We start from the raw sequence: 26,896 nt of genomic DNA, 5'->3' as shown, positions 1-26,896 counted from the left end.
TGAAATTATTTTCAGACGGCCTTGTTTTATAAAAGCATTGCTATTTTAAATGCTGTTTACTTCTTACTCAAAGTCAGTCCTGTCCAGCCAAACACCAGCGTCAGAGCCAAGCTCAAGTAGCAGAAGAAGGCGTAAGGCAGATATTCCCAAACGGGCACACCCAAGGCATGGCTGATAAATACACCGCAGACGCTCCAAGGCACCAACGGGTTGATGACAGTACCCGCATCTTCAAGCGTACGGGCAAGGTTGCGCGAATGCAGACCAAGCTTGTCATAAACCGGCTTAAAGGTTTCGCCGGAAAGCAGAATACTCAAATATTGCTCGCCAATCAGGAAGTTAACACCAACCGATGTCATGGCCACGCTGAAAGTAGCGCGTCCGGCATTGGTCAGGAACGCACGAATAGCCTCCAACAAAGACGGAATCACACCGATGCTAAACAACAGGCCGCCCAAGCTCATGCCGAGTATCACAATAGTTTGCGTAAAGAACATGCTTTCCAAGCCGCCGCGAGAAATCAAACGGGCAATGTCTTTAAATGCTTCGCCTTCGAGTTTGTATCCGCCGTAAAACCACGCGCCCAGCTGTTTCAAATCAGGCGTACTGTGGAAGTAAGTCACAATCAGCGCCACCACAACGGTAAACAGCATCGCCACAATGGCATTCACGCGCATCAGGGCGAGGATAACCAGCAAGGCAAACGGAATCAGCGAATAGGCATGCACCAAACCGGTTGCTTCCAATTGCGCGCGGAAAGCTTCGACACTGTTCATGTCATGCGCGGCAACATTGGGCAAGAGCCACAACATCAACGCCGCGCTAATCAACCATGCAGGCACAGTGGTGTACATCATGTTTTTGATGTGTTCGAACAAATCAATACCGACAATCGAAGCGGAAATACCGGTCGTATCGGAAAGCGGCGACATTTTATCGCCAAAGAACGCACCCGACACAATCGCGCCTGCCGTCATCGCCATATCGGCATGAAACGCAGCCGCCATACCCATAAATGCCACGCCAACAGTCGCACAAGTCGTCAAACTACTGCCGATGGAAATACCGATGATCGAGCAAAGCGCAAACGCCGAGAAATAAAAATAAGTCGGCGAAATCAATCCGAAACCGTAATACATCAGCGTCGGAATCGCACCGCTCATCATCAGCGCGCTGACCATCAGGCCGATAAAGAAAAACAGATAAATCGCGCCCATGCCCTGCCCGACCGCACCGATCATACCGTTTTGCATGTCTTGATATTTCAAGCCGCGCATCAAACCGTACAACAGTAAGACCACAATCGCCGTCACAATCGACATATGCGGCAACCATTCAAGCGAAATAATCGTATAACCCATTGCCGCCACCAAAGCCAAGGCAACAGCGATGGCCTCAAAGCGCGGCATATTAAGTAAGGATTTGAAAGCAAACATTTTTCTTTGCCTTTTTAATAAGTATTTAACAGATTTTAGCATAACAGGCCGTCTGAAACCCGATTTTCAGACGGCCTGCCTGTTATTTTATAAAAACAGCTTCAGCAAAACTGTGACACTTTCTTTAAGATATATAAAATTATTAACATTAAATACTTTTAAATTTAAATAAATGAAATTTTATTGCTTTTTAAAACATCCATCATGCAAAAATGCCACTACTTGCTCGACCGTTTTACGGTTAAACAACATACCGCTATGGCTGACAGGCAAAACAACATGATCGCGCATATTCGGACAATGTGTTTCGCTGACCAAAACCGTGCCATCATGTTCGCCATGCAAACCTAAAACACGGCCCAGCCCATACGGTTTGTTACCGGCGATACTGCCCAGCTCAATACCGGCAGGCAACTCAGGCATACTGCCGTCCAATGCCCCTTTGTAAGAGCCGCCCAATACCGGCTTTTGCAAACCCAAATTGAGCACACGTTGCGCAGCCCGGCTGCCTTGGTGCGGCGTACCCATGGTAACGATACGGCCGCTGACTTTATCCGGATATGCAGCCGCAAAATTACGTAAAACCAACCCGCCCAAACTATGGCCGACAAAGTGCAGTGTTTCATCAGCATGGTTCTCATCAATCCATCGCGCCAAAGCTTCAACATGTCGGTTCATCGAATGTAAAACACTGTAATAATCAAACAGAGCAACTTCAAAACCTTCTTGTTCCAGCAAATACGCCAGCGGTTTCATTACCCATGAATGCATGTGCAAGCCATGCAGCAAAATGATTTTGGCCATTTTTTCCTCCTGTCATTTAAATCATTATGCCACAAAGTAAAAAGGCCGTCTGAAATCCCATAGGGTTTCAGACGGCCTTTTATCATGATGGATTATTCGTCAGCTTTATAGCCTTTTATAGCAAAGAAGACAATGTATACGTAACAAATCGCCGATACAACGAAAGAAATCATCAGGCCGTAAGTATCCGCTGCCCAACCTTGTACCACAGGCACAATCGCACCGCCGACAATCGCAGTACACAACACGCCGGAAGCGCTGCTGGTGAATCGGCCCAGACCTTTGGTTGCCAAAGAGAAGATCGTTGGGAACATGATGGAATTGAAGAAGCCGATAGCCAACAATGCCCACATTGCAACATCTGCACTGGCTTTACCTGCCAACATAGAAACACCCAACAAGGCAACAGCAGCAGTAGCGTTAAATGCCAAATAGCGGTTAGGCGCAATTTTCGCCATGATGGCAGAGCCTAAGAAACGGCCGACCATCGCGCCACCCCAGTAGAACGACAAATATTTCGCGGCAGATGCGTGGTCCAAACCTTTCAGATAGCCCAATACGCTGACCAATAAAGAACCGATGGATACTTCCGCACCGACATAACAGAAAATACCGGCCGCACCAAAAACCAAATGACGGTATTGCCAAACACTGTGTTTGCCATCATGGTTATGTTCGCTCTCTTCTTCAGCAATTTTACGCGCATCAGGCAAACGAATCATTTTGACAAACACAGCCAAAATAATCAGTAAACCGGCCAACCCTAAATACGGAATTTGAACGGAAGAAATTTGCTTGGCTTTGCTGACAGTTTGTGTTGCATCAGCCAAAATCAGGAATGCGCCGATTTGCGGAGCAATGGTCGTACCCAAAGAGTTAAATGCCTGAACCAAAGTCAGTGTTGCAGATTCTTTACCTGGTTTGGACAGCAAAGTCACATAAGGGTTACCCGCTACTTGCAACAGTGTTACACCTGAAGCCAAAATAAACAATGCACCCAAAAAAGTTGCATAAGAATGACTGCCGGCAGCAGGATAGAAGAGTAGACAGCCAATGGCAGTCAATACGAAGCCGCTAATCACGCCGTTTTTATAGCCGATTTTGCCGACCAAATAGCCCATCGGAATCGACATAATCGCATAAGCGGTAAAGAAACAGAATTGAATCAGCATCGCCTGAACATAAGTTAGGTCGAAAATATCTTTCAAATGCGGAATCAAAATATCGTTCATGCAGGTAATGAAACCCATCATGAAGAAGAGTGTGGTCAGAACGACCAGCGCAGGAGTATGATTTTGTTGTGAATGCGCAGACATGATTTGCCTTTCGTTTTGTTAAGATTTGCTGGAAAAATGAGCTTAAATCAGTTCATTAAACTTAACACCCATTAACAGCCGCCCGTATCATACTGATAATCCGTCACTTTGAAAACTATTTTCTAACAGCCGACTACGTTATCCTTCAGTCGTTTAATTTTAAAATTTTCAATAATATTGGATTTATCTTTTATTAGATTAAAAAATAAAGGCATAATCCTCTTACTAAGCCTGTTATTTCTTTTTTACAATATCACTTGATGTAACTCAAAACATGCCCCCTCTTTACGCTTACTTTGCCCTGATTGCTTCTGCCTTTACTTCTGCCACACTACTTCCGGGTACATCCGAGGCGGCATACGCCGCATTTGTGTACCAATATCCGCAACATGCCCTCGGCGCATGTTTGTGTGCCGGTTTGGCGAATGGCTTGGGCAGTATGGTTTCGTATTACATGGGCAGAATGTTTCCGGCCAAGAAAAGGCCGTCTGAAAAAGTATTGGCGCGTATACAAAGATGGGGAATTTGGCCGCTATTATTTGCATGGTTGCCGATTATCGGCGATGCCTTCCCCCTTGCCGCAGGCTGGCTCAGGCTCAATGCCCTGCATTGCGCCATTATTCTGATTGCAGGCAAACTGCTGCGCTATGCGATGATTTATTGGGGAATGAACGCAGTTGCCAGATAAGCTGACAAGTCAAAAATAAAGGCCGTCTGAACGATTCAGACGGCCTTTGCCTTTAATTCGACAATTACAACACTTTTACAATGCTCTCGCACAAATAATCGATATTGTCATCAGTAATGCCGGCAACGTTGATGCGGCCGGAGCGGACGGCATAAATGGCAAACTCGTTTTTCAAACGGTCGACTTGTTCGGGAGTCAGACCACTAAAGGAGAACATACCGTTTTGTTCAATAATGAAATCAAAGTCTTGGGTTGCACCTTTTGCTTTGAGCAAATCGACAAATTTTTGGCGCATAGCTTTGATGCGACCGCGCATTTCATCGAGTTCGGCAATCCATTGTGCTTTCAAATCATCATTTTTCAACACCAGTGCAATGGTGTTCGCGCCGTGTGAAGCTGGGTTGGAATACAAGGTACGGATGATGGTTTTGACTTGGCTGTGGGCGCGAGTTGCTGTTTCTTCATCTTCGGCCACCAAAGTAAACGCGCCGACGCGCTCGTTGTACATACCGAAGTTTTTGGAATAAGAGCTGGCAATCAGCAATTCTGTATTGTGTTTCAAGAACACGCGCAAGCCGTAGGCATCTTCTTCCAAACCATTGCCGAAACCTTGGTAGGCAAAGTCAAACAGTGGCAACCAGCCTTTTTCGGCAGAAAGTTTTGCCAAAGTTTCCCATTGTTCGGGTGTAGGGTCGATGCCGGTAGGATTGTGGCAGCAGCCGTGCAGCAGGACGATGTCGCCTTTTTGCGCTTGGCTCAAGTCTTCAATCATGCCGTCCCAATCCAAACCGTGTTTGGCGGCATCATAGTAGCGATAAGGTTTATCTTGGATACCGACTGCTTTGGCGATAGCGTTGTGGTTAGGCCAAGTCGGATTGGAAATCCAGATGGTTTGCGCGTTCAACTGACGTTTGGCAAACTCGGCCGCAATACGCAATGCGCCTGTACCACCAAGGCTTTGCGCTGTTTTTGCGCGACGGCTGGCAATGATTTCGTGGTCTTTGCCAAACAGCAGAATTTGGGTTTGCTCGTTGTAGTCGGCAACGCCGTCGATGGTCAGGTAGTTTTTAGTTGTTTCGCTTTCCAACAGGCGTTTTTCAGCCTCTTTGACGGCTTTGACAATAGGCGTCGCGCCGGATGCGTCTTTGTACACGCCGATACCGAGATTGACTTTCTCAGGACGGGTTTCGGCTTTAAACGCCTCGCCCAAACCTAAAATAGGATCAGCAGGAGCAGCTTCGATATGCTTGAAGAACATAATTTTTCTCTTTACAAGTAGTAAAACGGTTGAAAAAATACAAACTTAGTACGATTTTACGCCGTTTCAGGCCGTCTGAAAACGGATTATCACAGGGTTTTAACGCAAGATTGCCAACAAATCCAAAGGCGTGGCAATACGGAAATCGGCAAGCCAGTTTTCGGTTTGGTCTTCGGCAGAAATATAGCCCCAATCAACAAGCACGGTCGTCATGCCTGCATTTTTGCCTGCCTGCATATCGCGCTCGGCATCGCCGACATAAAAACATCGCTGCGCCTCAACGCCAATCTGTTTGCACGCATAAAACATAGGCTTCACGCTGGGCTTGGGTTCATCGCAAGTATCGCCGCTGACAATGACGGCGGGAGGCACGGTAAACCCGAGCTTAGGCACGAGGACATCGGTAAAGCGCATGGGCTTGTTGGTAATAATGCCCCATTGGATACCGCGTTGAACTAAGGCTTCCAACATTTCGTTTACGCCGTCGAACAAGATGGTTTGGTCGGCATAGCAGCGGCTGTATTCGTCCAAAAACTCTTTACGCCATTGCATATAGTCCGGATGTTCGGGCGTAATACCTGCACCAAGTTTAAGCAAACCGTTCGCACCGTGGCTGGCCTGCGGACAGATTTCATCCATACTTTTTTCAGGCAAACCGTGTCGGCGCAATAACGTGTTGAGTGCACCACCCAAATCAAGTGCGGTATCGGCAAGCGTACCGTCAAGGTCGAATAATACGGCTTGGGTCATAAGTGTTCCTTTGATGATTTTAGAAGGCCGTCTGAACAATCCAACAAGTTTCAGACGGCCTGAATATGATTAATGGTAATGGTGTTCGTGCATTTCCTGCGAACACAAAACTTCATCTTTATGCGGATGCTGTTCGCTTTCAATCTGAATCGTACAATGCCCGATGTTGTGATGCGCCAATTCATGTTCGATGCGGTAGGCGATTTGCTCGGACTCTGCAACCGTCATGTTGCCATCTACAACAATATGACAGGATAAAACGTGGATATTGCTGGTAATCGTCCAAACATGCAAGTCGTGAACGGATTTTACGCCTTCCGTATTACGGATAACGCTGAGCAACTCATCGGTATGGATGTTTTCCGGCGCACCTTCCATCAAAATGTGCAAAGTCTGTTTAAACAGCTTCCAGCCGCTGCGCCCTACCAAAGCCGCCACCAATACGCTGGCAACCGTATCCGCCCATTGCCAGCCATACGCCATTATCAGCACTGCTGCGACAATCGCCCCTATCGAGCCGAACAAATCGCTGATTACATGCAGATACGCACCGCGCATATTGACGTTTTCTTCAGTATCGCTATTTTTCAACATATAAACGGCAACGCCGATGTTGACCAGCAATCCGATGATGCTGACCACCAACATGCCGCCCGTCAAAATTTCCGGCGAATAAAACAATCGTTTGACTGCTTCATAAAAAATCATCGCCGCAATCAACACCAGCGACAATCCGTTAAACATCGCCGTCAAAATTTCAAAACGCTTGTAACCGAATGTCTTCTGCAGCGTGGTCTGTTTCTCGCCAAGTTTGAATGCCCACAATGCCATGCCCAGCGAAAACGCATCGCTGAACATATGCCCTGCATCGGAAAGCAGGGCCAAAGAGTTGGTCAGCCAACCGCCGACCGCTTCAATCAGCATAAATCCGGCAATGACGAAAAAGGAAATGCGCAACACCTGCTTATTGGCAGTATGCGTGTGCGCGTGCGAATGATCGTGATGATGTGCCATGATGATTTTACCGTTTCAGACGGCTTTTTTATCCTGTTTCAAACTTTTCTCAAAATCTTCCAACATATCCAGCTCGAAACGGCTGAATCCTGCACGTTCCCGTGCTTCGATATTAACGTAGCCGCGGAATATAAACATATCGTAACGCGCAATCAGACTGCGGAACAGGGCGACCGGTTCCAAATCGCGCTCACGGCAAAGATGCTGATACCAATGATTGCCGATGGCGACATGCCCTACTTCATCTCGATAAATAATATCCAGCACATCGCAGGTTTCTACATCGCCACGCTGTGCCACTTTTGCACGAATACCCGGCGTAACATCCAAACCGCGCGCTTCCAACACCCGCGGCACCAAAGCCATGCGCAATAAAGGATCGTAAGCAGTTTTATATGCCATATCCCACAAATGCCCGTGCGCTTCAAAATCGCCGTAATCGTAGCTCAAGCTGTTCAGACGGCCACGCATCAAGCCGAAGTGAAACACTTCTTCTTTTGCCACCCTTACCCAATCGCGCACAAACTGAAACGGCATATTGCGGAAACGATACGCCGCATCCAAAGCCAGATTAATCGCGTTAAATTCAATATGCGCAATCGCATGCAACATCGCCGCATAGCCTTCGACCGTATTCATCTTGCGTGGCGTAACTTCCGAAGGCGCAACCAAACGCGGACGGGGCGGATGGCCTGCAAAACGACAATCCACAGGTTTCGACTCTTCAACCGTCAAACCTTCCGCCTCGCCCAACTGCGCAAACAAGGCCTGCGTCAACCTTCCCTTTTCATCCGGACTGTCCGACAGCAAAGCCTGTTCCAATAAAGGATAAGGATTCAGATACATACAAAACCATTGTTTTAAAAAGATAAATATTATAACCGTTTTAAAAAGCAAACAGAAAGACTATAATTTCAAGCTTTCCGTAAAATGACATTAAATACCACACCAAACCATTGTGTGCTTCATTAAAAAAACGTCAAAACCAAATGCAGGCCGTCTAAAGAAATAAAATTATTTCAGATACTTGCTTAGTTTTTCCATATTTACACAAATTAAACCCTCCATTCAGCCCCTTGCCTGTTACACCATAACGTCTATACTGAACCCATCTCTCCGAACAAGGAACCAAAACATGAAAACTACCCGACTGTTCACCCTGACCGCTGCCGCGCTGCTTTCTTCAGCCATCGGCTTTGTACAAGCCGGCGCAGTGGACGCCCTGAAAAAATTTAATAATGACGCCGACGGTATCAGCGGCAACTTCAGCCAAACCGTTCACAGTAAAAAGAAAACCCAAACCACATACGGTACATTCAAAATCCTGCGCCCGGGTTTGTTCAAATGGGAATACACCAAACCCTACAAACAAACCATCGTCGGCGACGGCAAAACCATTTGGCTCTATGACGTAGATTTGGCGCAAGTAACCAAATCCTCACAAGACCAAACCATCGGCGACAGCCCTGCCGCCATCCTCTCCAACAAAACGGCATTGGACAGCAGCTACACGCTGAAAGAAGACGGTTCTGCCAACGGTATCGACTACGTTTTGGCTACGCCTAAGAAAAACAACGCCGGCTACCAATACATACGCATCGGCTTCAAAGGCGACAACCTCGCCGCCATGCAGCTGAAAGACAGCTTCGGCAACCAAACCAGCATTAGCTTCAGCGGTTTGAACACCAAGCCTAACCTTTCCAGCGGTATGTTCAAATTTACCCCTCCTAAAGGTGTTGATGTCTTGAGCAACTAAGCTTCTAATAAAACACAAAGGCCGTCTGAACAACAGACGGCCTTTTATTTAGTTCAATTCAAAATCAAACACACTGTTACTTTTGACCTTGAATGGCAGCGGCAATTTTTTCTGCGCCTTTTTTCGCCCAGTCTGCCTGCTTGGCTTCCACCATCACGCGTACGACAGGTTCGGTACCGGATGCACGCAAGACTACGCGGCCTTTGCCTTCGAGTTCTTTTTCCACTTCAGCCAAAGCCTCTTTGGAAGCATCCTGCCAGTTTTGGCCTTTTTTGATGCGAACGTTGATCATGGTTTGCGGATACGGCTGCCAATCGGCGCAAACGGTGGCAAGGTCTTGATTCAAGGTTTGCAGTGCGGCCAAAACTTGCAGCGCGGAAATGATGCCATCACCGGTATTGTGTTTGTCCATACACAAAATATGACCGCTGGCTTCGCCGCCAATCAACCAACCGCGTTGGTGGAGCTGTTCCAACACATAGCGGTCGCCCACTTTAGCGCGGCAGAAATCAACGCCCTGCTCTTTCAAAGCAACTTCCATCGCCATATTGGTCATTACCGTACCCACCACGCCGCCGATTTCCACGCCTTCGTGTGCGCGTGCTTTGGCAATCACATAAATCAGACTGTCGCCGTCATACACTTTGCCATTGCGGTCAACCATCATTAAACGGTCGCCATCGCCATCCAAGGCAATGCCGTAATCGGCTTCATTTTGCAACACAGCCGCTTGCAGAGCTTTCGGATGGGTTGCCCCACATTTCTCATTGATGTTGTAGCCGTTTGGCTCATCACCGATACTGACCACTTGCGCACCCAATTCGTGGAATACTTTAGGCGCAACTGCATAGCCTGCACCATTGGCAGTATCGACCACCAATTTCAGACCGCGCAAATCCAAATGACTTGGGAAAGTGGATTTACAGAACTCGATATAGCGGTCATCCGCACCATTAATCCGGCGCGCGCGGCCAAGACGGCTGGACGGCTGGGTTTTCATTTCCTCATCGATTTTGGCTTCGATTTCCAACTCGATTTCATCACTCAGCTTCACACCGCCTTCAGCAAAGAATTTAATGCCGTTATCGGAATAAACGTTATGGGAAGCAGAAATCATCACACCGGCAGACAAACGCAAAGCACGGGTCAGATACGCTACGCCCGGGGTTGGCAGAGGGCCAGTTTGAATAACGTTGACACCGGCAGCAGTAAAGCCGGCAATCAGCGCAGCTTCCAGCATATAGCCTGAAATACGCGTGTCTTTACCGATTAAGACAGTCGGTTTGATTTCGCCTTCGTGCTGCACCAAAACCTGACCTGCCGCATAGCCTAATTTCAGGACAAAATCAGGATTGATAGGAAACTGACCGACTTCGCCGCGCACACCGTCAGTACCAAAATATTTTTTTGCCATGAGATAACTCCGTGATTGTTTTGTCGTATGTGAATATTGTTGAACTTCTTTAAAAGAATCTTGATTGTATTCGAAGGCCGTCTGAATCTTTCAAACGACCCTTGATCATGAGAATAATTTACTACTTCAGTATTATAGCAAGATCCGGATTTCCTGCACGAAAAAAGCGCATCCTTTTGCAGAATGCGCCTTCTATTCGAAATTCAAAATCAAATCTTAGAATTTAGCACCAGACTGATTAGCCATGTAATCAACTGCAGCTTTCACTTCATCATCGCTCAGGCTACCGTTACCGCCTTTGGCAGGCATTGCGTTAAAGCCTTCGAGTGCGTGTTTGTGCAGGGTGTCTTTACCTTGTTTGATACGAGGAGCCCAGTCTTCTTTTTTACCTACATGAGGAACACCTGGAACTGCGCCGCCGTGACATGCTTGGCAGTTGGCTTCGTAAACTTTTTTGCCGTCTGCGCCACCGGCTGCTGGAGCTGCCGCACCTTTGTCATCTGCTTTGGCCGCATCTGCTTTAGGGGCTTCTGCAGGAGCTGCACCTTCAGCCGCCGGAGCTGAAGCGGCTTCACCGGAAGCGGCTGCATCGGCAGGAGCTGCGGCATCAGGATCAGGGAAAGTACCGCCGGCTTTGTTGGCCATGTAAGTAATGACGCGTTTCAATTCTTGGTCGGTCAAATCAGCTGCACCGCCCTTGGCAGGCATTGCATTGAAACCGTTCAGAGCGTGTTGGAACAAGGTATCGAAACCTTGTGCAATGCGAGGCGCCCAATCGCCTTTGTTTTCAAATTTAGGCGCTTTGGGAACGATGCTGTCTGCCGCGTGACATTGAATACAGATTTTGTTGAAAATCTGATCGCCTTGACGCTCGCCGACTGGAATACCGTCGCCCAATTTCAGTTGGCCGACTGGCTGGATACGGGTTTGAGTCGCAGCTTCGGTTGTTTCGGCAACATCGCCGAATGAACCGCTTCCCGCCAGTTTGATCAGGAAGTAAATCACTGCAATGACAATAACGATACCGCTCACAAGGGTGAACAATGCAGAGCCTTGGGCTTTGTGGTCGCGGAGTTGTTTCATTTGGTAGGCCTCGCCGTTAGGTTAGGTTGTGCTGTAAGTTATAGTTTATGTGTTAAACGCAGTTAACAATATTTTGCTGGATTATACTGAATTCGCAAAGGCTTTCCAATCCATCTTGAGAAAAAGATACGCAAAAATCCTCAAAAGGCCATCTAAATTCTGCTAAGCCTTTGTAGTTAATTGATTATTCCAGCCATACAAAAAAGTGACCGCCAATGCCACTTTCAGACACTTTCAAGATAAACTTTGCCAATAAAGCCAATATGCGTTAACCTTACGGCTTCCGCACCCATAGCTCAGTTGGAAGAGTGTCAGTTTCCGAAGCTGGAGGTCACAGGTTCGATCCCTGTTGGGTGCGCCAATTATAAAGAGGCCGTCTGAAAGATGAAAATTTTTCAGACGGCCTTTTGATTTACTTCAAATAAAACTACATTCAATTTCAGATTGAACGGCTATTGCAACACTTTGGCAAATGCTTCGGCCACATAATCGATATTCGATGCATTCAATCCTGCCACACACATCCTGCCTGAATCCAGCAGGTAAACGGCAAACTCGTCACGCAGGCGGTGTACCTGCTCTACGGTTAGGCCTGTATAGCTGAACATACCGCGCTGTTTGATGAAATAGCTGAAATCGCGATTGGGAATTTTGGCCGTCAAAACATCATAAAGTTTCTGACGCATGGCACGGATGCGGTCGCGCATGGCATAAACCTCGTTTTCCCACAAAACGCGCAAATCATCGCGGTTCATCACATCAGACGCAATATATGCACCATGCGCGGCAGGGCTGGAATAAATACGGCGGACGGTAAATTTCAACTGTCCGAACACCAGCTCTGCTTCTTCCTTATTAGGACACACTACGCTCAAACCGCCGACACGCTCGCCGTACAGCGACAGGTTTTTCGAGAAAGAGTTGCTGACAAACAAAGGCAATCCCATTTCGACGGCTTTACGAATCGCATAGGCATCGCTGTCCAAATCCTCGCCGAAACCTTGATAGGCAATATCCATAAACGGAATCAGCTTGTGCGTTTTGATAATATCCAACACTTCATCCCATTGCGCTTTCGACATATCTACGCCGGTCGGGTTTTGACAGCATGGATGCAAAATCAAGACGCTGTTTTCCGGCAATGTTTTGAAAAACGCGGTCATTTCTTCAAATTTCACGCCGACGGTTTCAGGGTTGTAATAAGGATACGTCCCCACTTCAAAACCTGCGCCTTCAAAAATGCCTTTATGGTTGTCCCAAGTCGGATCGCTGACATAGGCTTTTGCATCAGGGAACCAACGATGCAAAAAGTCGGCACCGACTTTCAACGCCCCCGAGCCGCCTAAAGTCTGTACGGTCGCAACGCACCCTTCTGCCAATGCCGGATTATCCTTGCCAAACAACAAACGCTGAACGGCACTCCGATAAGTGTCCAAACCTTCCATCGGCAGATAAGGAGATGGGCGCGGTACAGCCGCATGCTCTGCTTCTGCCCGGCGGACAGATTCCAAAACCGGCATTTTGCCTTCGTCATCAAAATAAATGCCTATGCTCAAATTGACTTTTTCAGGACGCTCGTCGCGCTTGAAGGTTTCAACCAAACTCAAAATCGGGTCGCCCGGATAATACTCGACATGACGGTACATGGTGCTTCCTTTGTTTTTAGACAGAATGAGGAAGATTGTGTCACTAAAAGGTCTTATTTGCAAAATCAGGCCGTCTGAAAAATTCAGACGGCCTGATTATTTTTAAACGCTACCAATCTACCCGTTTCAAATCGTTTTGTGCCAATACATCCGCATGCTCGCTGCGGCTTTGATATTCCCTGTCCTGCAAAATGCGGCGGGCGACATAATTCAAATGCAGTTTGGCCGCTTCCGCCGCCTCGGCCGGTTTGGCCTGGGCAATGGCTTCAAAAATAGCGTGGTGCTGGGCAATCAGTGTCGGTCGCGGGTCTTCGGTTTGATGGATATAGATAATGCCGCTGCGTGTTTGCTGATAAAGCATTTTGAGCAGGCTGCTGGAAAGGTGGCTGAATAGGATATTGTGTGCGGCATCAGCAATGGTTTGATGAAAGCTGACGTCTGCTTCGGCTTGATGCTCCAAATTTCCGCTTTCACAGGCCGTCTCGAACTTCTGCCGCCAGAAGTCAATGCGTTTCAAATCGGCATCAGTCCGTCTTTCGGCAGCCAGCGCCGCCATACAGCCTTCAACGTGGCAACTGAAATCGAATACGTCTGTTTCCCAATTGGTATGTTTGCCGAGCAACTCCTGCCAGCTTTGCAAAAAATCCTGTTGCGGCTTGACTGAAACATAATAGCCATCGCCCTGCCGCGCTTCCAAAACCTGCTTGGCAATCAAGATATTCAATGCCACCCTGACTGACGGACGCGACACGCCGAATTCTTCCGCGAGCGTGCGTTCGGGAGGCAATTTACTGCCTTCTTCATAAATGCCGGTCGCGATACGTTCTTCCAAAATGGCTAAAACCTGATCGCTGATTTTTTGCGGACGAACCAATTTCGTCATGTTGTATTCCTGATGGTTGAAGGACAGTTGTATTCAGACGGCCATAAATTGGATTGACCAATTAGCCGCCCATTCTAATCAATCCCCTATTTTTTCGTCAAGAAATGCCATTCTCCCCATTGTAAGCAGTTTAATTCAAACATATTCATTTTTATCAAGTAACCTCACCAATGCCTTCAAATCAATATTTTGGTATGACCAATCTTAATAAACAACCTATGCGCCCAAAATCTGAAAATATTGATTTAGATTAAAATCCCACCGCTTCTATTTAACTAGACTTTATGTATAATACTTATGTATTAGTTAACATAATTCCTAATAATAGAGAGAAACGATATGAAATACCCACCATTACTTATCTTACCCATTGCCTTAGCTGTATCCCAAGCATGGGCAGATACCGATCCTACACCTGAAGAAACGGTTACCCTTTCCCCTGTCACCGTCACCGGCACACAACAACAAAAAGCCAATCGCGTTACTTTCAACCCCAAAGCTGCTTTGCAACCCCTCCCTGCCGGAGACGGGGCAGACCTTTTACAATCCGTGCCCAACATGAGCATCATCCGCAAAGGCGGCAGCTCGGGCGATCCGTTATTTCGCGGTTTGGGCGGCTCGCGCCTCTCCGTCAATGCCGACGACCAGTTTATTTATGGCGGTTGCGGTATGCGCATGGACCCGCCGACTGCCTATATTCACCCAAATTCATTTGACAAAGTCGTGGTCACCAAAGGCCCGCAAACCGTTACCCAAGGCATGGGCTTGGTCAGCGGCTCGGTGCAATTTATCCGTAAAGACCCTGATTTCACTGAAAAACCTTACAACATCAATGCCACCCTGACAGCAGGCAGTAACGACCGTCTTGACGGCTCGCTGGAAGCCGAGTTCGGCGGCAAATACGGCTACGTCCGTACCAATATCTCCCATAACGAAGCTGACGACTACAAAGACGGCGACGGCAACCGCATTCACTCCAACTTCAAACGCGATAGCCAAATGTTGCAACTGGGTGTTACCCCGACAGAAAATACCACCATTGCCGGCACATACGAACGCAGCAGAGCCAAGGTTGCCTACGCCGACCGCATGATGGACGGCAGCAAATTCGACCGTGATGCATGGAACATCCGCTTCACCCAACGCAACCTTACCCCATGGTTCAGCGAGTTGGAACTGCGCTACGGTAAAAGCGAAATCGACCACGTGATGGACACATACAGCCTGCGTACCATCTACAATCCTGCCGGCAAGCAGATTAAAAATGCCAACAACCCTAAACGCAATACCGATACAGGCCGTCTGAAAGCTACTTTCGACTGGGACAAGCTCAACCTGCAAACCGGTTTGGATTATTTGGACGATGTCCACGTCGCGCGTCATGAGCGTGGTGGCGACGGCTATAGCCACAAGCCTTACATGCCCAACCAAAGTTTCAAACAATGGGGTGTTTTCACCGAAGCCTCTTGGCAGCAAACCGATAATCAACGCTGGGTAGCAGGTTTGCGCCATGACCAAGTCAAAGCGCATTACGATACCGCGCGCGTGACCGACCCCGTTTTGAAACATCAAAAATTCAATTTGAACTCAGGCTTCCTGCGTTGGGAAAGAAATACGGACAACGGCCTGAAATACTATGCCGGCTTCGGTATTGCCGAACGTGCGCCTGACTACTGGGAACGCCTGCGCTCTGAAAACAAAGCTATCCGAGCAGAGCAAAACCGCCAAATCGATGCTGGTGTAATCTGGAAACATCCTAACCTCCACGCGTCTGTATCCGTATTCGGCAGCAACATCAAAGACTTCATCATGATGGAGCGCCAAGGCATGATGAATTTCAACGTACGCAACATAAACGCTTCTCGCTTTGGCGGCGAAGCCGAAGTCAAATGGACATTTGCGCCTAACTGGGAAGTTGGCACCAGCCTCGCCTACACCCACGGCAAAAACCGTACCGACGGTAAACCTTTGGCACAAACGCCGCCGCTCGAGTGGAACAACACCCTCGCCTTTGACAACGGCAAATTCAGCGCGGGCGCATTATGGCGCGTCGTAGCCAAACAAAACCGTTACAGCAAAGGCCAAGGCAATATCGTCGGCCAAGACATCGGCGCTTCTTCAGGCTTTGGCGTACTCTCGCTCAACGCCGGTTGGAAATTCAGCAAATACGCCACATTGCAAGGCGGCGTGGACAATGTGTTCAACAAAACCTATGCTGAATTCGTCAGCCGCGGCGGCGACCCGTCTGCCGGTACTCAAACCATGCGCGTGAACGAACCCGGCCGTACTGCATGGCTGAGACTGCAAGCGAAGTTCTAATCAGCCTCGCGCATCTATAAAAAGGCCGTCTGAAAATTTTTCAGACGGCCTTAATATTTTTAATGATGTTTTTAAACAAACAGTCCGGCGAAGCAATGCAACGCCGGACTGTTTGCTCTCTATCGGATTAAATCAAACCCAAAGAGTTGATGAACACCACAATAATCGCAATCGGCGCAAGATAGCGAAGCACACCCAACCACAAGTGAAGCAACTGTTTCGGAATGGTACTGCCCATGCCTGCATCGCGCAGAACGGACTGTTTGTCCTGAACCCATGACGTAAACACGGCAACGCTCAATGCGCCAATCGGCATGATGACGGCAGAAATAATGAAGTCCCACAAATCAAAAATTGTTTTTCCGAAAATCTTAAATTCGCCCCAAACGCCAAATGACAGCGCCGAAGGAATACCGACTATGAAAATCGCAATACCGGTTACCCAAGCGTGACTGCTGCGCTTTTTCTCATCTTGGCGGATGGTTGCCGCGATAACGGTTTCCAGCATGGAAAACGCGGAAGTCAGCGTGGCAAAGACAACCAACAGCATGAATACGGCGAATAAATAAGTCCCCATCGGCATTTTCATGAATACCGCAGGCAACACGACAAAAATCAAACCTGGGCCTTGACCGGGTTCAAAACCGAAGGCAAATACCGCAGGGAAAATCACCAAACCGGCCAGCAATGATACAAACAGGTTCATCCACATAATCATATGGCCGGAGCGGAACATATCCTGATCCTTACCCAAATACGAGGCATAGGTAATCATCGCGGACACGCCGATACTCAACGCAAAAAACGCCTGACCCAAAGCAGTCAGCATTGTGCCCGGTTTCAAATACGACCAATCCGGTTTCAACAAGAATGCCACGCCCTCCATTGCGCCGGGCAAGGTCAGCGAACGGATAGCCAGCGCGATAAAGAGGATAAACAAACCCGGCATCAACACGCGGTTTGCCTTTTCAATGCCGTCTGAAACGCCGCCTTTGACCACCCAAATGGTAATCAGCATGAACAAACCTTGGTAAAACAGCGAACCAAACGGTGAAGAAATCGTTTTGCCGAACAAGGCTTCAAAATCCGCACCGGCATGAATTTCGCCGGTAAAGCTATGTACGACGTAGTTCAATACCCAGCCGCCAACTACGCTGTAAAACGACAGCAAAATAAAACACGCGGCCACACCCATGCGGCCAACCCACGGCCACTGCGAACCTGGGCGCAATACTTTAAAGGAATCAATAGCGTTTTTACCGCCTGTACGGCCGATGTAAAACTCGGCCAGTTGAACCGGCAAAGCCACCAAAATAGTAAAAATCAAAAACAAAAGAAAGAATACGGCTCCGCCGTTGGTACCGGCTGTATAAGGGAATTTCCAAATTGCACCCAAACCGATGGCCGAGCCTGCCGCAGCAAGCACAAAGCCGATTTTGGATGACCAAGATGAATGGTTGCTCATGATGTAATATTAAGAAACGTGAAGATGCCGAATTGTAACAGGGTGAAGTCAAGCCGTGAGTGGCCGGCAGACAGCCGATAAGCAATTCGCACGGATGGTGCGTGCTTACCAAGCAAATTAGCATGAATTTTTGATAATTAAACCTCTAATAGCACAAATTTTATTTTTATATTCTAAATTTGACGGTTTATTTTAAAAATAAGCATATGAAAGGCCGTCTGAAACCTTGTTTTTAAGGTTTCAGACGGCCTTTATCCTTAAGCCGCTTTATTTTTTCATGGCATCGGTCATAACTTTGACATTGTAGCGATACATACCGATGTAGCTATTGGCCGGTGCACCACCCAATGCATCGGAATACAAACGTCCGCTGACATTAACGCCGGTTTCTTTGGCAATACGGTCAATCATGCGCGTGTCTTTGATGTTTTCAGTAAAGACGGCTTTAATGCCCTCGCGTTTGATTTGGCGGATAATGGAAGCCACTTGTTTGGCAGACGGCTCGGCTTCGCTGCTCACGCCTTGAGGGGCGATAAATTCAATATTGTAGCGTTTGCCCATGTAAGAGAACGCGTCGTGTCCGGTCAAGACTTTTCGCTTGGCGGCAGGTACGGCATTAAAGGCAGCCTGCGCATCGCTGTGCAGTTTTTTTAGCTGCATTTGATAGTTGCCCAAACGTTGCTGATAGTAGGTTTTGCCCTCAGGGTCGGCTTGAATCAGCGCATTGGCAACGTTTTGCGCATAAGTACCCATCAGGACGGGGTCGGTCCAAACGTGCGGGTCAAACTCGCCGTGATCGTGATGATGGCCTTCGTGATCGTGGTCATGATGATGGCCGCCCTCTTCTGCTTTCAAAGCCTGAATGCCTTTGGTCGCTTCGGCGAAAGGAACTTTACTCTGTTTGACTGCGCGCTGTACATCGGCGGCTTCCAAGCCCAAGCCGTTGAGCAATACCAATTTAGCACTGCGGATTTTTTTGATGTCGCCACTGGTCATGTGGTAGGCATGGCTGTCTTGGTTGGGGCCCACCAAGCTTTGAACGGCCACACGGTCGCCACCAATCTGTTTGGCCACGTCGCCCAAAATGCTGAAGCTGGTGACAACAGGCAGCGGAGCGGCATAAGCTGCACCGGTCAATAATGCGGCAACGATGCCGAGTTTCCAATGTTTCATATTCTCTCCAGTGATATAACGTAACATTAACATCATCATAAAACAGACCGCCTGATTATTCAAGCGGCCGTCTGAAAAATCATGCCGTGCGGTGTTTCTTGCGGCGCAGCCATTTTGCCAAAATGCCGCCCTCCCAACCGAACACGACGGAAATCAGGTAAAGCGTGCCGCAGCATAAAATAATCGCCGGGCCGGACGGGATTTCGATATGGTAGGAAAACAACAGTCCTGCCAAGCCGCAAAGCAAAGCCAATGCGACAGACAAAATCATCAGCCAACCCATGCTTTTCGCCCACAGTCTGGCGGTAATTGCCGGCAACATCATCAACCCGACCGACATCAGCGTACCCAATGCCTGAAAACCGGCAACCAAATTCATCACGACCAACACCAAAAACAGCACATGCCAAAAGCCGCCCTTACCGCCGACAGCCTTGAGAAACAAAGGGTCTATGCTTTCCAACACCAGCGGACGGAACATCACAGCCATCAGCAAAATAGTGACACTCGCGGAAACGGCAATCAGCTGCAAGGCTGGAATATCCACCGCCAACACCGAGCCAAACAGCAAATGCAGCAAATCGACGCTGCTGCCGTTTTTGCTGACCAAAACCACGCCGATGGCAAGGCTGCTCAAATAAAATGCGGCAAAGTTCGCGTCTTCTTTCAATGAAGTAAACCGGCTGACCAAACCTGCTAACAAAGCCATCAGCAAACCGGCCGCAAAACCGCCGACACTCATCGCAGGCAAACTCAAACCGGCAAACATATAGCCAATGGCCGCACCGGGCAAAACCGCATGGCTCAAAGCGTCGCCCACCAAACTCATGCGGCGCATCACCAAAAACACACCGACAGGCGCCGCGCTCAATGCCAGGCAGAAAATCGACGCCAGGGCATAGCGCATAAAGTCAAATTCAGTAAACGGCGCGACGACCAAATCATATAAATTCATGTTTTATCGCTTTTTTATTAATCTCTGAAAGCCTGAGACCGTCTGAAAAATACTTACTTTCAGACGGCCTTGTCCATTAAACCGCGCACCAATCGGCCGCTTCCTGTTTCTGCATCATTCGGTTTGCCTGTGCCAAAAATTCATCGGTCAACACATTTTCCGTCGCACCGGCAGTCACTTTTTCACGCGCCAAAAGCAGCGTGTTGGCAAAATATGCCCTCACCTGCTCGTAATCATGCAACACGGCAATCACCGCCTGACCGTCCTGATGGCACTGGCGCAAAACTTCCAACAGCGCATAAGTCGTCCGCGCATCCACCGCGTTAAACGGTTCGTCCAGCAACAAAAATTTGGCATCCTGCACCAGCATCCGCGCAAACAATACGCGTTGGAACTGGCCATTGGACAAATGCGCGATTTGGCGCGTGGCAAAATCCTGCATTTCCACGCGTTCCAAAGCCGCCATTACGCGCTTTTTCTGCGTCGCGTTCACACGCCCGAAAAAGCCGATTTCATACCACAGCCCCATCGCCGCCAGTTCAAACACCGTCATCGGCTGGCTGCGGTCAATATCCGACTGCTGCGGCAGATAGGCAATGTCCTTGCGCGCCATATTTTCATAGCGCACGCTGCCCGTGTCCGTCTTCTGCAAGCCCATAATGGCTTTGAGCAAGGTCGATTTGCCCGCGCCGTTCGGCCCGAAAATCGTCCACATCTTGCCATCTTCAAACACCATATCGACATGGTGCACCACCGGCCTTCGCTGATAGCTGACCGTCAAATTTTCCACCACGATACTCATGGCGACACCGCCCAAAAATATACAGCCCACAACGCCGCCAATGCGGCAAACGCAATCAGCAGCCTTTGCAGCAATCCGGTCAACAATACAGAATTCATAAGCCTAAAACCGCCCTTGCCCGAATACGGACAACAGGCCGTCTGAAAGAAAATTAAAACATTAAAATGATACTGTATAACGTTAACCCTGTAAATTTCTTTCGTTTTCAGACGGCATCGGGCAAATGGCCGAATATCGGTTACAATCCGTTTTTTATTTGATGATTGTCCTATGTCTATTCCACTCTTAAACGAAAAACTCAATACCGAAACCGCCCGCATTTCATGGGAAGAGCTGCAACCCCACTTCGCACGCGGTACCGCCGTCTATGTTGCGCCCGATTTGGATTTGATTGCCGTCGCCCGTCATGTTGCCGAAGATGAAGCCGCACCATTGAAACAATGGATGGAACGAGGCAAATTCGGTGCCGTCAGCGATGATATGGCACGCACATTTTTAGCGGATAAGCAGGAAATGTGGGCGGTTGTCGTGGCGCCGTGGGTATTGGTACAACCTTGCAAAGACTGATAAGGCCGTCTGAAAAAATAAAACCGGAACATTTCGCATGTTCCGGTTTTTCATTTTTCAGACGGCCTATTGCAAAGTAAAGCCTGCTTTGAATTCAAGCTTCGGCACCCCGATAACGAAACGTTTGCCGATGCTGTCTTCAAACTCATACGCGCCTTCGATGCTGCCCCAAGGCGTGCTGATTTGCGAACCGCTGTTGTACTCATAGGCTTCGCCCGGGTACAAAACAGGTTGCTCTTCAATCAAGCCGGCATGACCGACCTGCTCTGTCTCACCGTGTCCGTCGGTGATTTCCCAAAAACGCTGACGCAAAGTAATGATTTCATCACTGCGGTTGCAGATGGTAATCAGATAATTGAAGGCATAGCGGTCGCGATAGACGTCGCTCTGACCGGCCATATAACGCGGCTCCACGTTAATCTCGATTTCATTCATAATTGTTTACCCCGTATGGTATTTATTTTATTTCAATCCGGATAATTCCGGCGTGTCCGCCCTATTTTTGCAAAGGGTCGAAACACTTAAAACGCATCACGCGATCCAATAAAACAGGCCCAAGACCATCAAGGTCATCGCAGCCGCAATCAAATCATCAAGCATAATGCCTAAACCTCCATGAATCCGCCGGTCAAACCATTTGATCGGCCATGGTTTCAACGCATCAAACAAGCGGAAAATAACAAAAGCCGCCAGCCACCAGCTCCATTTAAACGGAATCAGCGACAGCACCAGCAGCATCGCGACAATTTCATCCCAGACGATACCGCCGTAATCCTGAATGCCCAGTTCCCTCTCGGTATAACCGCAAATGCGGATACCCCAGAAAAACAAGGCGATACACAATAAAAGCAATATCCAGCCGTCTATGCCCAACAGGCACAATATAAAAGCCAGAGGTAATGCTGCCAGCGTTCCGGCCGTACCCGGCGCAACCGGCGACAAGCCGCTGCCGAAACCGAATCCTAAAAAACACAATGGTTTGTGCAACAGCCAAGAAAAAGTAGGTTTACGTTCAGCCAAAATGATCAAATCCTAAAGAAGTCAGTTCCAATACGCCGCCTTCGGCATCCAAAATATTCAGACGGCCTGAGTCAGTCATTTTACCAATTCGGGCGACCGGTACGCCACTTTGTTTCGCTGCCTGACAAACGCGTTCCCTGTCTTCTGGAGCGGCAGTAAAAATCAGTTCGTAATCATCGCCGCCGGCCAATACTGCCGACAACCATTGCTCGCGCGACAAAACGTTTTTCAATTCAGGCAACGACGGCACACAATCGGCAAATATTTCCGCTCCGACAGCAGAGGCTTTTAAAATATGTCCCACATCTTGAGCCAGGCCGTCTGAAACATCTTGCGCAGCATGGGCAAATGGCAACAATGCCTGACCCAATGAAACACGCGGCTCCGGACGGAGCAATTTATCATCGCAAACCGCCATGATTTCAGACGGCAATTGATAATGCCCCAGATGTTTGTTCAAAGCAGCGGCAGCCAAACCCAACCGACCCGATACCCAAATATCGTCGCCAACTTCGGCCGCATCACGCCGCAGGGCAAGCCCTGTCGGAACTTCACCTACTATCGTTACATTAAAGACCAAATCGCCTTTGGTAGTATCTCCACCAATCAACACCGTATCAAAACGCGCGGCCAAAGCAAAAAAGCTATCGCAAAAACGTTTGAGCCAGTCTTGATTTAATTCAGGCAGCGCAGCACTGAGCAACACCCAACGTGGCTTGGCACCCATAGCGGCCATATCGGATAAATTTACTGCAAGCATTTTCCATGCCAAATCTTCAGGCAAAACATCTTCAAAAAAATGTCTGCCCTTAACCAACATATCAGCGCTAAAACATAAATCAAATCCGTTACTTGGGCGAATAATAGCGGCATCGTCCCCTATGCCCAAAATCAGACCTTCCGATTTTTGTCGCTGCAAATATTGTCTGATAAAGTCAAATTCCGTCATATTTATCCAATACAACTATAACTTAGATTATTATATCTAATTTTGTGCCAGCCTGATGTTTGCCTGCTAACACGTCAAACATCAAACTTCAACATTATTTAGATATAAAACTCAATAAGTTAAAGGCCGTCTGAAAATACAGATTTCAGACGGCCTCATGTTTTCAAACCACTCTGAGCAGGTAGATTTACAGATAGACGATTTCGCCTGTCCGCCCCCTGCTCTCTCGGCTTGCCCACCAAATAAATTGCGGCAGGACATCTTCGTAGTTTTTACGTTCGCTTTTCGATTCGCCCGGATGAGATTTGATACGTTGCGGCGAATTGATGGCTCCCGGCACCAAAACATTGGCACGCAGGTTGTCAAAACGTTCCCACTCGTCCGCAGCCACTTTACACAAATAATTAAGCGCAGCTTTGGAGGCACCGAAACCACCCCAATAAGCTTGCGGTTTTTCGCCGTGGCTTTCGCCGACAAAAATCACAGAAGCGTCTTCGGATTGCTTCAACAATGGGAACAGCGCACGGGTCAAGCCCATAGGCGCAACAGTATTGATACGGTATTGGTTGACCCATTCCGATACGGTTTGGAAATCCAATGGCGACAAGGCATAGAAATAGCTGGCGCAATGCACCACGCCATCCAATTTTCCGCCGGTAGCTTCATCAATGGTTTCTGCGAATTGCTTAAACTCTTTCTCCTCCGCGCTCATCAAATCAAAGCAGATGGCAAATGGCTCAGGGCTGCCCGCAGCCACAATGGCATCATATACTTTTTCCAAACGCTTTTGATGACGCGCCACCAAAATGACAGTCGCTCCGGCAGCCGCATAGGCTTTGGCAACCTGCTCGCCCAAGCCTTGGGATGCGCCAGTAATCAAGATGGTTTTGTTCGCTAATGTCGTCATGACTTTTCCTTGAACTTTATGGTTTCGGATATTGTATCGGCTTGGTAAGTTTTGTAAAGTCAAAAAGGCCGTCTGAACATTCAGACGGCCTCAGTTTATTCAACCTGTAAATCCAGCATAAGCTTTTCAGCCGCGGCAAAGCCTGATTGAACTGCAGCTTCCAATGTTGCCGGATAGCGAGGATGGAGATAGTCGCCGGCCGGATAAATACGGCGATGGTGCAGCCATGAGAAATCAGGTTGTACAAAATCAACCGTTGCCGCTGTAGTCGCGCGTTTTTCCGTAATAATGCGTACGGCTTTGGGCTTACCCAAATCCGGACAAACTCGCTTGATGTCCGCATGAATTTTCTCGGCCAAATCTTTATCCTTCCAAGCCTCAGTGCAATCGGAAACGCTGATGACAACCGCGACTTCATTATCCGGCAAACCCAACGCCCCCCGATGTAACACCCATTGCGCCGTACCATCGGCAAATCCGGTTAAAGGTGCAGGCAGTTTGACTGCTTGGGCATAACGCAAATAAACCGTGGTAATCGCATGATAGTGCAACGATTGATAGGCCGTCTGAATATAGTCAGGCGTATCTTCAGGCAAAAGCACGTCAACATGATATGGCGCAACAGCCAAAACAACCGCATCAAATACTTCGCCATTGATTTCAATTCGGCCATCAATATGATGGTTTAAATGTGAAACACGAGTTTCAAGATGTATCTTTGCACCATGCTTGTGCAGAAAATCCAAAGCCGGTTCGGCCACGATCCGCCCTAAATCCTGCTTAGGCAAAAGATAATCGCTGTTCGCCTTTTCAGACCACACGCCATCATTCAATACATTGCATAAAATGCGTAACGATGCCTGTTCTAACCGCGTATTTAAAGCACCCCAAACCAAAGGTTGCCAAAATTGGCCAAGCAGGCTGCGGGGAACATTTCGTGTTCTCAACCACTTTGCAACCGTCAAATCGGTTTTATGATGATCAGCCCAACGTTGCAATGCCGACATATCCGACAGCAATTTGATTTTCAATGAAAAAGAAAGATTTTTAGCACGCAGGATACCGACAAGCAAATGCCAAGGCGCAGGCAGAGAGGCCGTCTGAAACTGCAATCCCTCATGAATGTACCATCGCAAAGGCTGGCGTAAAAAGGCTGATTCAGGTTGAACGCCGATATGTTGCATCAAAGTTTGAACACCATGATACGCACCCAACAAGATATGCTGCCCATTATCCAAAAAGCTGAATCCACCATCTTTCCCAGCTATGCTACGCGCCCTACCGCCAGCCTGTCTCCCAGCCTCAAACAAAGAAATATCGGCTCGATGAATCAGGGAAACCGCCGCAGACAAACCTGCCCAACCGGCACCAATTACAGCAATTTTTGGACGCTTAGTCTTCATGGTTTAAATCCAAACAGCCAAGTTTTCAAAGCAATACGTTTTTTACGGGGAGAAGGAATCGCAATTTTATAAGTCAACACATTTTGCGCACCATCACGGTCAATTTCATTCAACAACGCATAATAAATAGCCGCCATAATCAGGCCGACTTTTTGTGATTTCTTATCCTCAGCCGGCAAAAGCAACATCGCTTCACGATAAGTTTCACGCGCCCTATTCACTTGAAACTGCATCAATTGTGCAAAATTTTCTGTCGGTTTGCACTGCATAATTACGTTGGCAGGTACGTCAAACTTCTGCATTTCCTCTATCGGCAGATAAATTCTTCCTTGTCGCGCATCTTCGCCCACATCACGAATAATGTTCGTCAACTGCAAAGCCAAGCCCATTTTGTCCGCATATTCCAAAGTTTTCAGATTGGAAAAACCTAAAATCCGCGCAATAAGACGCCCCACAACTCCGGCAACACGGTGACAATACAGCTTTAATTCATCAAAACTACCATAACGAGCCTGCTCCAAATCCATCTGCATGCCATCAATCAAGGCCTCAAATTCATTCTTCGGCAAGTCAAAATTTTCCCGAATATCTTTTAAAGCCTGATGAACGGGATGCTCAGGCATCTCATTATTAAACACTTTCTCCAAATCACTGCGCCACCAGTTCAACGTTATCTGAGCTACATTTGGATCGGTACAGCTATCAACTACATCGTCTAGTTCGCGACAAAAAGCGTATAAAACAGTGATCGCATTCCGTTTTTCTACCGATAAAAAACGAAAGCCGGATAAAAAACTGGAATGGCTTTCGGCAACCTTTTGATGACAATAATCCAAAGCAAGCACTGTGTATCCTAAAAATATCGTTATAAATAATTAGCAGGGATTTTATCTGTATTTAAAAAAGTACGCCAATATCAAAAATTCATCTTACAACAAGGCCGTCTGAAAGCTAATCTTAAGTATCTTTCAGACGGCCTAATATCTTACGTCGCCAAGATCGAAACCAGCAGCATCACCACCAACAGCTGTACCAATGAGTAGCCCCTCTGCACAGCTGCCCTATTTCGCTTTCCGTCAAATGCTTTTAAGTACATATCTTTATTCCCTTTATCTTTTATATCCCTATCCGACAGGATGGACCTTATCCGTTTATCCCTTCACCCAATGAAAGCCCCATTAGCCCAAGTTTTATTGCCACTGCCCATACAAAGCCGCCCGTCAGCCCGAACCGGCAAACGGTTCGGCCTCGGGGCGGCATATACGGCACAAACGTCCGTCAGACTTAT

At 48.0% G+C, this 26,896-nt stretch carries 25 protein-coding genes and 1 tRNA gene; 5 read left to right on the top strand and 21 right to left on the bottom strand.

What is annotated here, in order from left to right:
• Positions 1-56 precede the first annotated feature (56 nt).
• The 3 genes from nhaC to ACTHTS_RS03265 all read right to left on the bottom strand — a co-directional run bounded on the left by nhaC (position 57) and on the right by ACTHTS_RS03265 (position 3,556).
• Entirely contained in the window at positions 57-1,436 is a 1,380-nt protein-coding gene (nhaC, locus tag ACTHTS_RS03275; RefSeq protein ID WP_070460969.1) for a Na+/H+ antiporter NhaC, read from the bottom strand.
• 180 nt (positions 1,437-1,616) lie between these two features.
• Positions 1,617-2,240 carry an alpha/beta fold hydrolase gene (locus tag ACTHTS_RS03270; RefSeq protein WP_440369203.1) on the bottom strand — a complete coding sequence of 208 codons (624 nt, stop codon included), beginning with the start codon at positions 2,238-2,240 and terminating at the stop codon, positions 1,617-1,619.
• A 92-nt stretch (positions 2,241-2,332) separates the two neighbouring features.
• Positions 2,333-3,556, bottom strand: coding sequence for a sugar MFS transporter (locus tag ACTHTS_RS03265; RefSeq protein ID WP_440369202.1), 1,224 nt, complete (start codon positions 3,554-3,556; stop codon positions 2,333-2,335).
• A gap of 274 nt (positions 3,557-3,830) precedes the next feature.
• On the opposite strand from ACTHTS_RS03265, the gene ACTHTS_RS03260 reads away from it, so the two are divergent.
• A complete protein-coding gene (locus tag ACTHTS_RS03260) occupies positions 3,831-4,244 on the top strand; it encodes a YqaA family protein (RefSeq protein ID WP_440369201.1) in 414 nt (137 codons plus the stop codon).
• Positions 4,245-4,308: 64 nt separating this feature from the next.
• On the opposite strand, the gene ACTHTS_RS03255 is transcribed toward ACTHTS_RS03260, so the two are convergent.
• From ACTHTS_RS03255 to ACTHTS_RS03240, 4 genes are all read right to left on the bottom strand, one after another.
• Positions 4,309-5,502, bottom strand: coding sequence for an amino acid aminotransferase (locus ACTHTS_RS03255; protein ID WP_440369200.1), 1,194 nt, complete (start codon positions 5,500-5,502; stop codon positions 4,309-4,311).
• 99 nt (positions 5,503-5,601) lie between these two features.
• Entirely contained in the window at positions 5,602-6,252 is a 651-nt protein-coding gene (locus ACTHTS_RS03250; protein WP_440369199.1) for an HAD family hydrolase, read from the bottom strand.
• A gap of 69 nt (positions 6,253-6,321) precedes the next feature.
• Positions 6,322-7,266, bottom strand: a complete 945-nt coding sequence (locus ACTHTS_RS03245; RefSeq protein WP_440369198.1) for a cation diffusion facilitator family transporter — start codon at positions 7,264-7,266, stop codon at positions 6,322-6,324.
• Positions 7,267-7,281: 15 nt separating this feature from the next.
• The gene (locus ACTHTS_RS03240) at positions 7,282-8,112 is read right to left on the bottom strand and encodes a ferritin-like domain-containing protein (RefSeq protein WP_440369197.1); all 831 of its coding nucleotides are present in this window, start codon (positions 8,110-8,112) and stop codon (positions 7,282-7,284) included.
• Positions 8,113-8,401: 289 nt separating this feature from the next.
• Between ACTHTS_RS03240 and lolA the strand changes: the two genes are divergently transcribed.
• The gene (lolA, locus tag ACTHTS_RS03235; protein WP_254324599.1) at positions 8,402-9,022 is read left to right on the top strand and encodes an outer membrane lipoprotein chaperone LolA; all 621 of its coding nucleotides are present in this window, start codon (positions 8,402-8,404) and stop codon (positions 9,020-9,022) included.
• A gap of 76 nt (positions 9,023-9,098) precedes the next feature.
• Here lolA and glmM read toward each other — a convergent pair whose 3' ends face one another.
• Together glmM and ACTHTS_RS03225 are read right to left on the bottom strand one after the other, a co-directional pair.
• Positions 9,099-10,436, bottom strand: a complete 1,338-nt coding sequence (gene glmM / locus ACTHTS_RS03230) for a phosphoglucosamine mutase (RefSeq protein WP_004520640.1) — start codon at positions 10,434-10,436, stop codon at positions 9,099-9,101.
• A gap of 216 nt (positions 10,437-10,652) precedes the next feature.
• Entirely contained in the window at positions 10,653-11,519 is an 867-nt protein-coding gene (locus ACTHTS_RS03225; RefSeq protein WP_049323135.1) for a c-type cytochrome, read from the bottom strand.
• Positions 11,520-11,804: 285 nt separating this feature from the next.
• Between ACTHTS_RS03225 and ACTHTS_RS03220 the strand changes: the two genes are divergently transcribed.
• A tRNA-Arg gene (locus ACTHTS_RS03220) sits at positions 11,805-11,880 on the top strand.
• A 91-nt stretch (positions 11,881-11,971) separates the two neighbouring features.
• On the opposite strand, the gene ACTHTS_RS03215 is transcribed toward ACTHTS_RS03220, so the two are convergent.
• Positions 11,972-13,165 carry an amino acid aminotransferase gene (locus tag ACTHTS_RS03215; protein WP_440369196.1) on the bottom strand — a complete coding sequence of 398 codons (1,194 nt, stop codon included), beginning with the start codon at positions 13,163-13,165 and terminating at the stop codon, positions 11,972-11,974.
• 109 nt (positions 13,166-13,274) lie between these two features.
• The gene (locus ACTHTS_RS03210; protein WP_440369195.1) at positions 13,275-14,048 is read right to left on the bottom strand and encodes a FadR/GntR family transcriptional regulator; all 774 of its coding nucleotides are present in this window, start codon (positions 14,046-14,048) and stop codon (positions 13,275-13,277) included.
• A 339-nt stretch (positions 14,049-14,387) separates the two neighbouring features.
• Between ACTHTS_RS03210 and ACTHTS_RS03205 the strand changes: the two genes are divergently transcribed.
• Positions 14,388-16,367 carry a TonB-dependent copper receptor gene (locus ACTHTS_RS03205; RefSeq protein ID WP_440369194.1) on the top strand — a complete coding sequence of 660 codons (1,980 nt, stop codon included), beginning with the start codon at positions 14,388-14,390 and terminating at the stop codon, positions 16,365-16,367.
• A 127-nt stretch (positions 16,368-16,494) separates the two neighbouring features.
• Here the strand turns inward: ACTHTS_RS03205 and ACTHTS_RS03200 are convergent, their stop codons facing one another.
• The 4 genes from ACTHTS_RS03200 to ACTHTS_RS03185 all read right to left on the bottom strand — a co-directional run bounded on the left by ACTHTS_RS03200 (position 16,495) and on the right by ACTHTS_RS03185 (position 20,762).
• Positions 16,495-17,832: a sodium-dependent transporter gene (locus ACTHTS_RS03200; RefSeq protein ID WP_440369193.1), complete on the bottom strand. Its 1,338-nt coding sequence runs from the start codon at positions 17,830-17,832 to the stop codon at positions 16,495-16,497.
• Positions 17,833-18,099: 267 nt separating this feature from the next.
• Positions 18,100-19,005 (bottom strand): metal ABC transporter solute-binding protein, Zn/Mn family, encoded by a 906-nt coding sequence (locus ACTHTS_RS03195; protein ID WP_049331107.1) that lies wholly within the window; start codon positions 19,003-19,005, stop codon positions 18,100-18,102.
• A gap of 79 nt (positions 19,006-19,084) precedes the next feature.
• Entirely contained in the window at positions 19,085-19,960 is an 876-nt protein-coding gene (locus ACTHTS_RS03190; protein ID WP_285070981.1) for a metal ABC transporter permease, read from the bottom strand.
• Between the two features lie 76 nt (positions 19,961-20,036).
• Complete coding sequence (locus ACTHTS_RS03185) at positions 20,037-20,762, bottom strand: metal ABC transporter ATP-binding protein (RefSeq protein WP_440369446.1); 726 nt, start codon at positions 20,760-20,762, stop codon at positions 20,037-20,039.
• Between the two features lie 270 nt (positions 20,763-21,032).
• Here ACTHTS_RS03185 and ACTHTS_RS03180 point away from each other — a divergent pair, with 270 nt between their 5' ends.
• A complete protein-coding gene (locus ACTHTS_RS03180; protein ID WP_440369192.1) occupies positions 21,033-21,329 on the top strand; it encodes a DUF2288 domain-containing protein in 297 nt (98 codons plus the stop codon).
• A gap of 66 nt (positions 21,330-21,395) precedes the next feature.
• On the opposite strand, the gene apaG is transcribed toward ACTHTS_RS03180, so the two are convergent.
• The 6 genes from apaG to hpnD all read right to left on the bottom strand — a co-directional run bounded on the left by apaG (position 21,396) and on the right by hpnD (position 26,453).
• Positions 21,396-21,764: a Co2+/Mg2+ efflux protein ApaG gene (gene apaG / locus ACTHTS_RS03175; RefSeq protein ID WP_003682575.1), complete on the bottom strand. Its 369-nt coding sequence runs from the start codon at positions 21,762-21,764 to the stop codon at positions 21,396-21,398.
• A 96-nt stretch (positions 21,765-21,860) separates the two neighbouring features.
• Entirely contained in the window at positions 21,861-22,349 is a 489-nt protein-coding gene (locus ACTHTS_RS03170) for a phosphatidylglycerophosphatase A family protein (protein ID WP_440369191.1), read from the bottom strand.
• A complete protein-coding gene (thiL, locus tag ACTHTS_RS03165) occupies positions 22,342-23,298 on the bottom strand; it encodes a thiamine-phosphate kinase (RefSeq protein WP_440369190.1) in 957 nt (318 codons plus the stop codon). Before thiL ends, ACTHTS_RS03170 begins: the two co-directional genes overlap by 8 nt.
• Positions 23,299-23,485: 187 nt before the next feature.
• On the bottom strand, positions 23,486-24,205 hold the full coding sequence (locus ACTHTS_RS03160) for an SDR family oxidoreductase (RefSeq protein WP_070822525.1): 720 nt from the start codon (positions 24,203-24,205) through the stop codon (positions 23,486-23,488).
• A gap of 95 nt (positions 24,206-24,300) precedes the next feature.
• Positions 24,301-25,608 (bottom strand): hydroxysqualene dehydroxylase HpnE, encoded by a 1,308-nt coding sequence (gene hpnE, locus ACTHTS_RS03155; RefSeq protein ID WP_440369189.1) that lies wholly within the window; start codon positions 25,606-25,608, stop codon positions 24,301-24,303.
• The gene (gene hpnD, locus ACTHTS_RS03150; RefSeq protein WP_004520626.1) at positions 25,605-26,453 is read right to left on the bottom strand and encodes a presqualene diphosphate synthase HpnD; all 849 of its coding nucleotides are present in this window, start codon (positions 26,451-26,453) and stop codon (positions 25,605-25,607) included. The genes hpnE and hpnD overlap by 4 nt, the downstream gene beginning before the upstream one ends.
• Positions 26,454-26,896: the final 443 nt, after the last annotated feature.

This window comes from Neisseria sp. P0019.S003, assembly GCF_051957115.1.
Classification (GTDB): Bacteria; Pseudomonadota; Gammaproteobacteria; order Burkholderiales; family Neisseriaceae; genus Neisseria; species Neisseria flavescens_D.
Note: the sequence above shows the minus strand (reverse complement) of the source record. Positions and strands in the feature narration are given on the sequence as shown.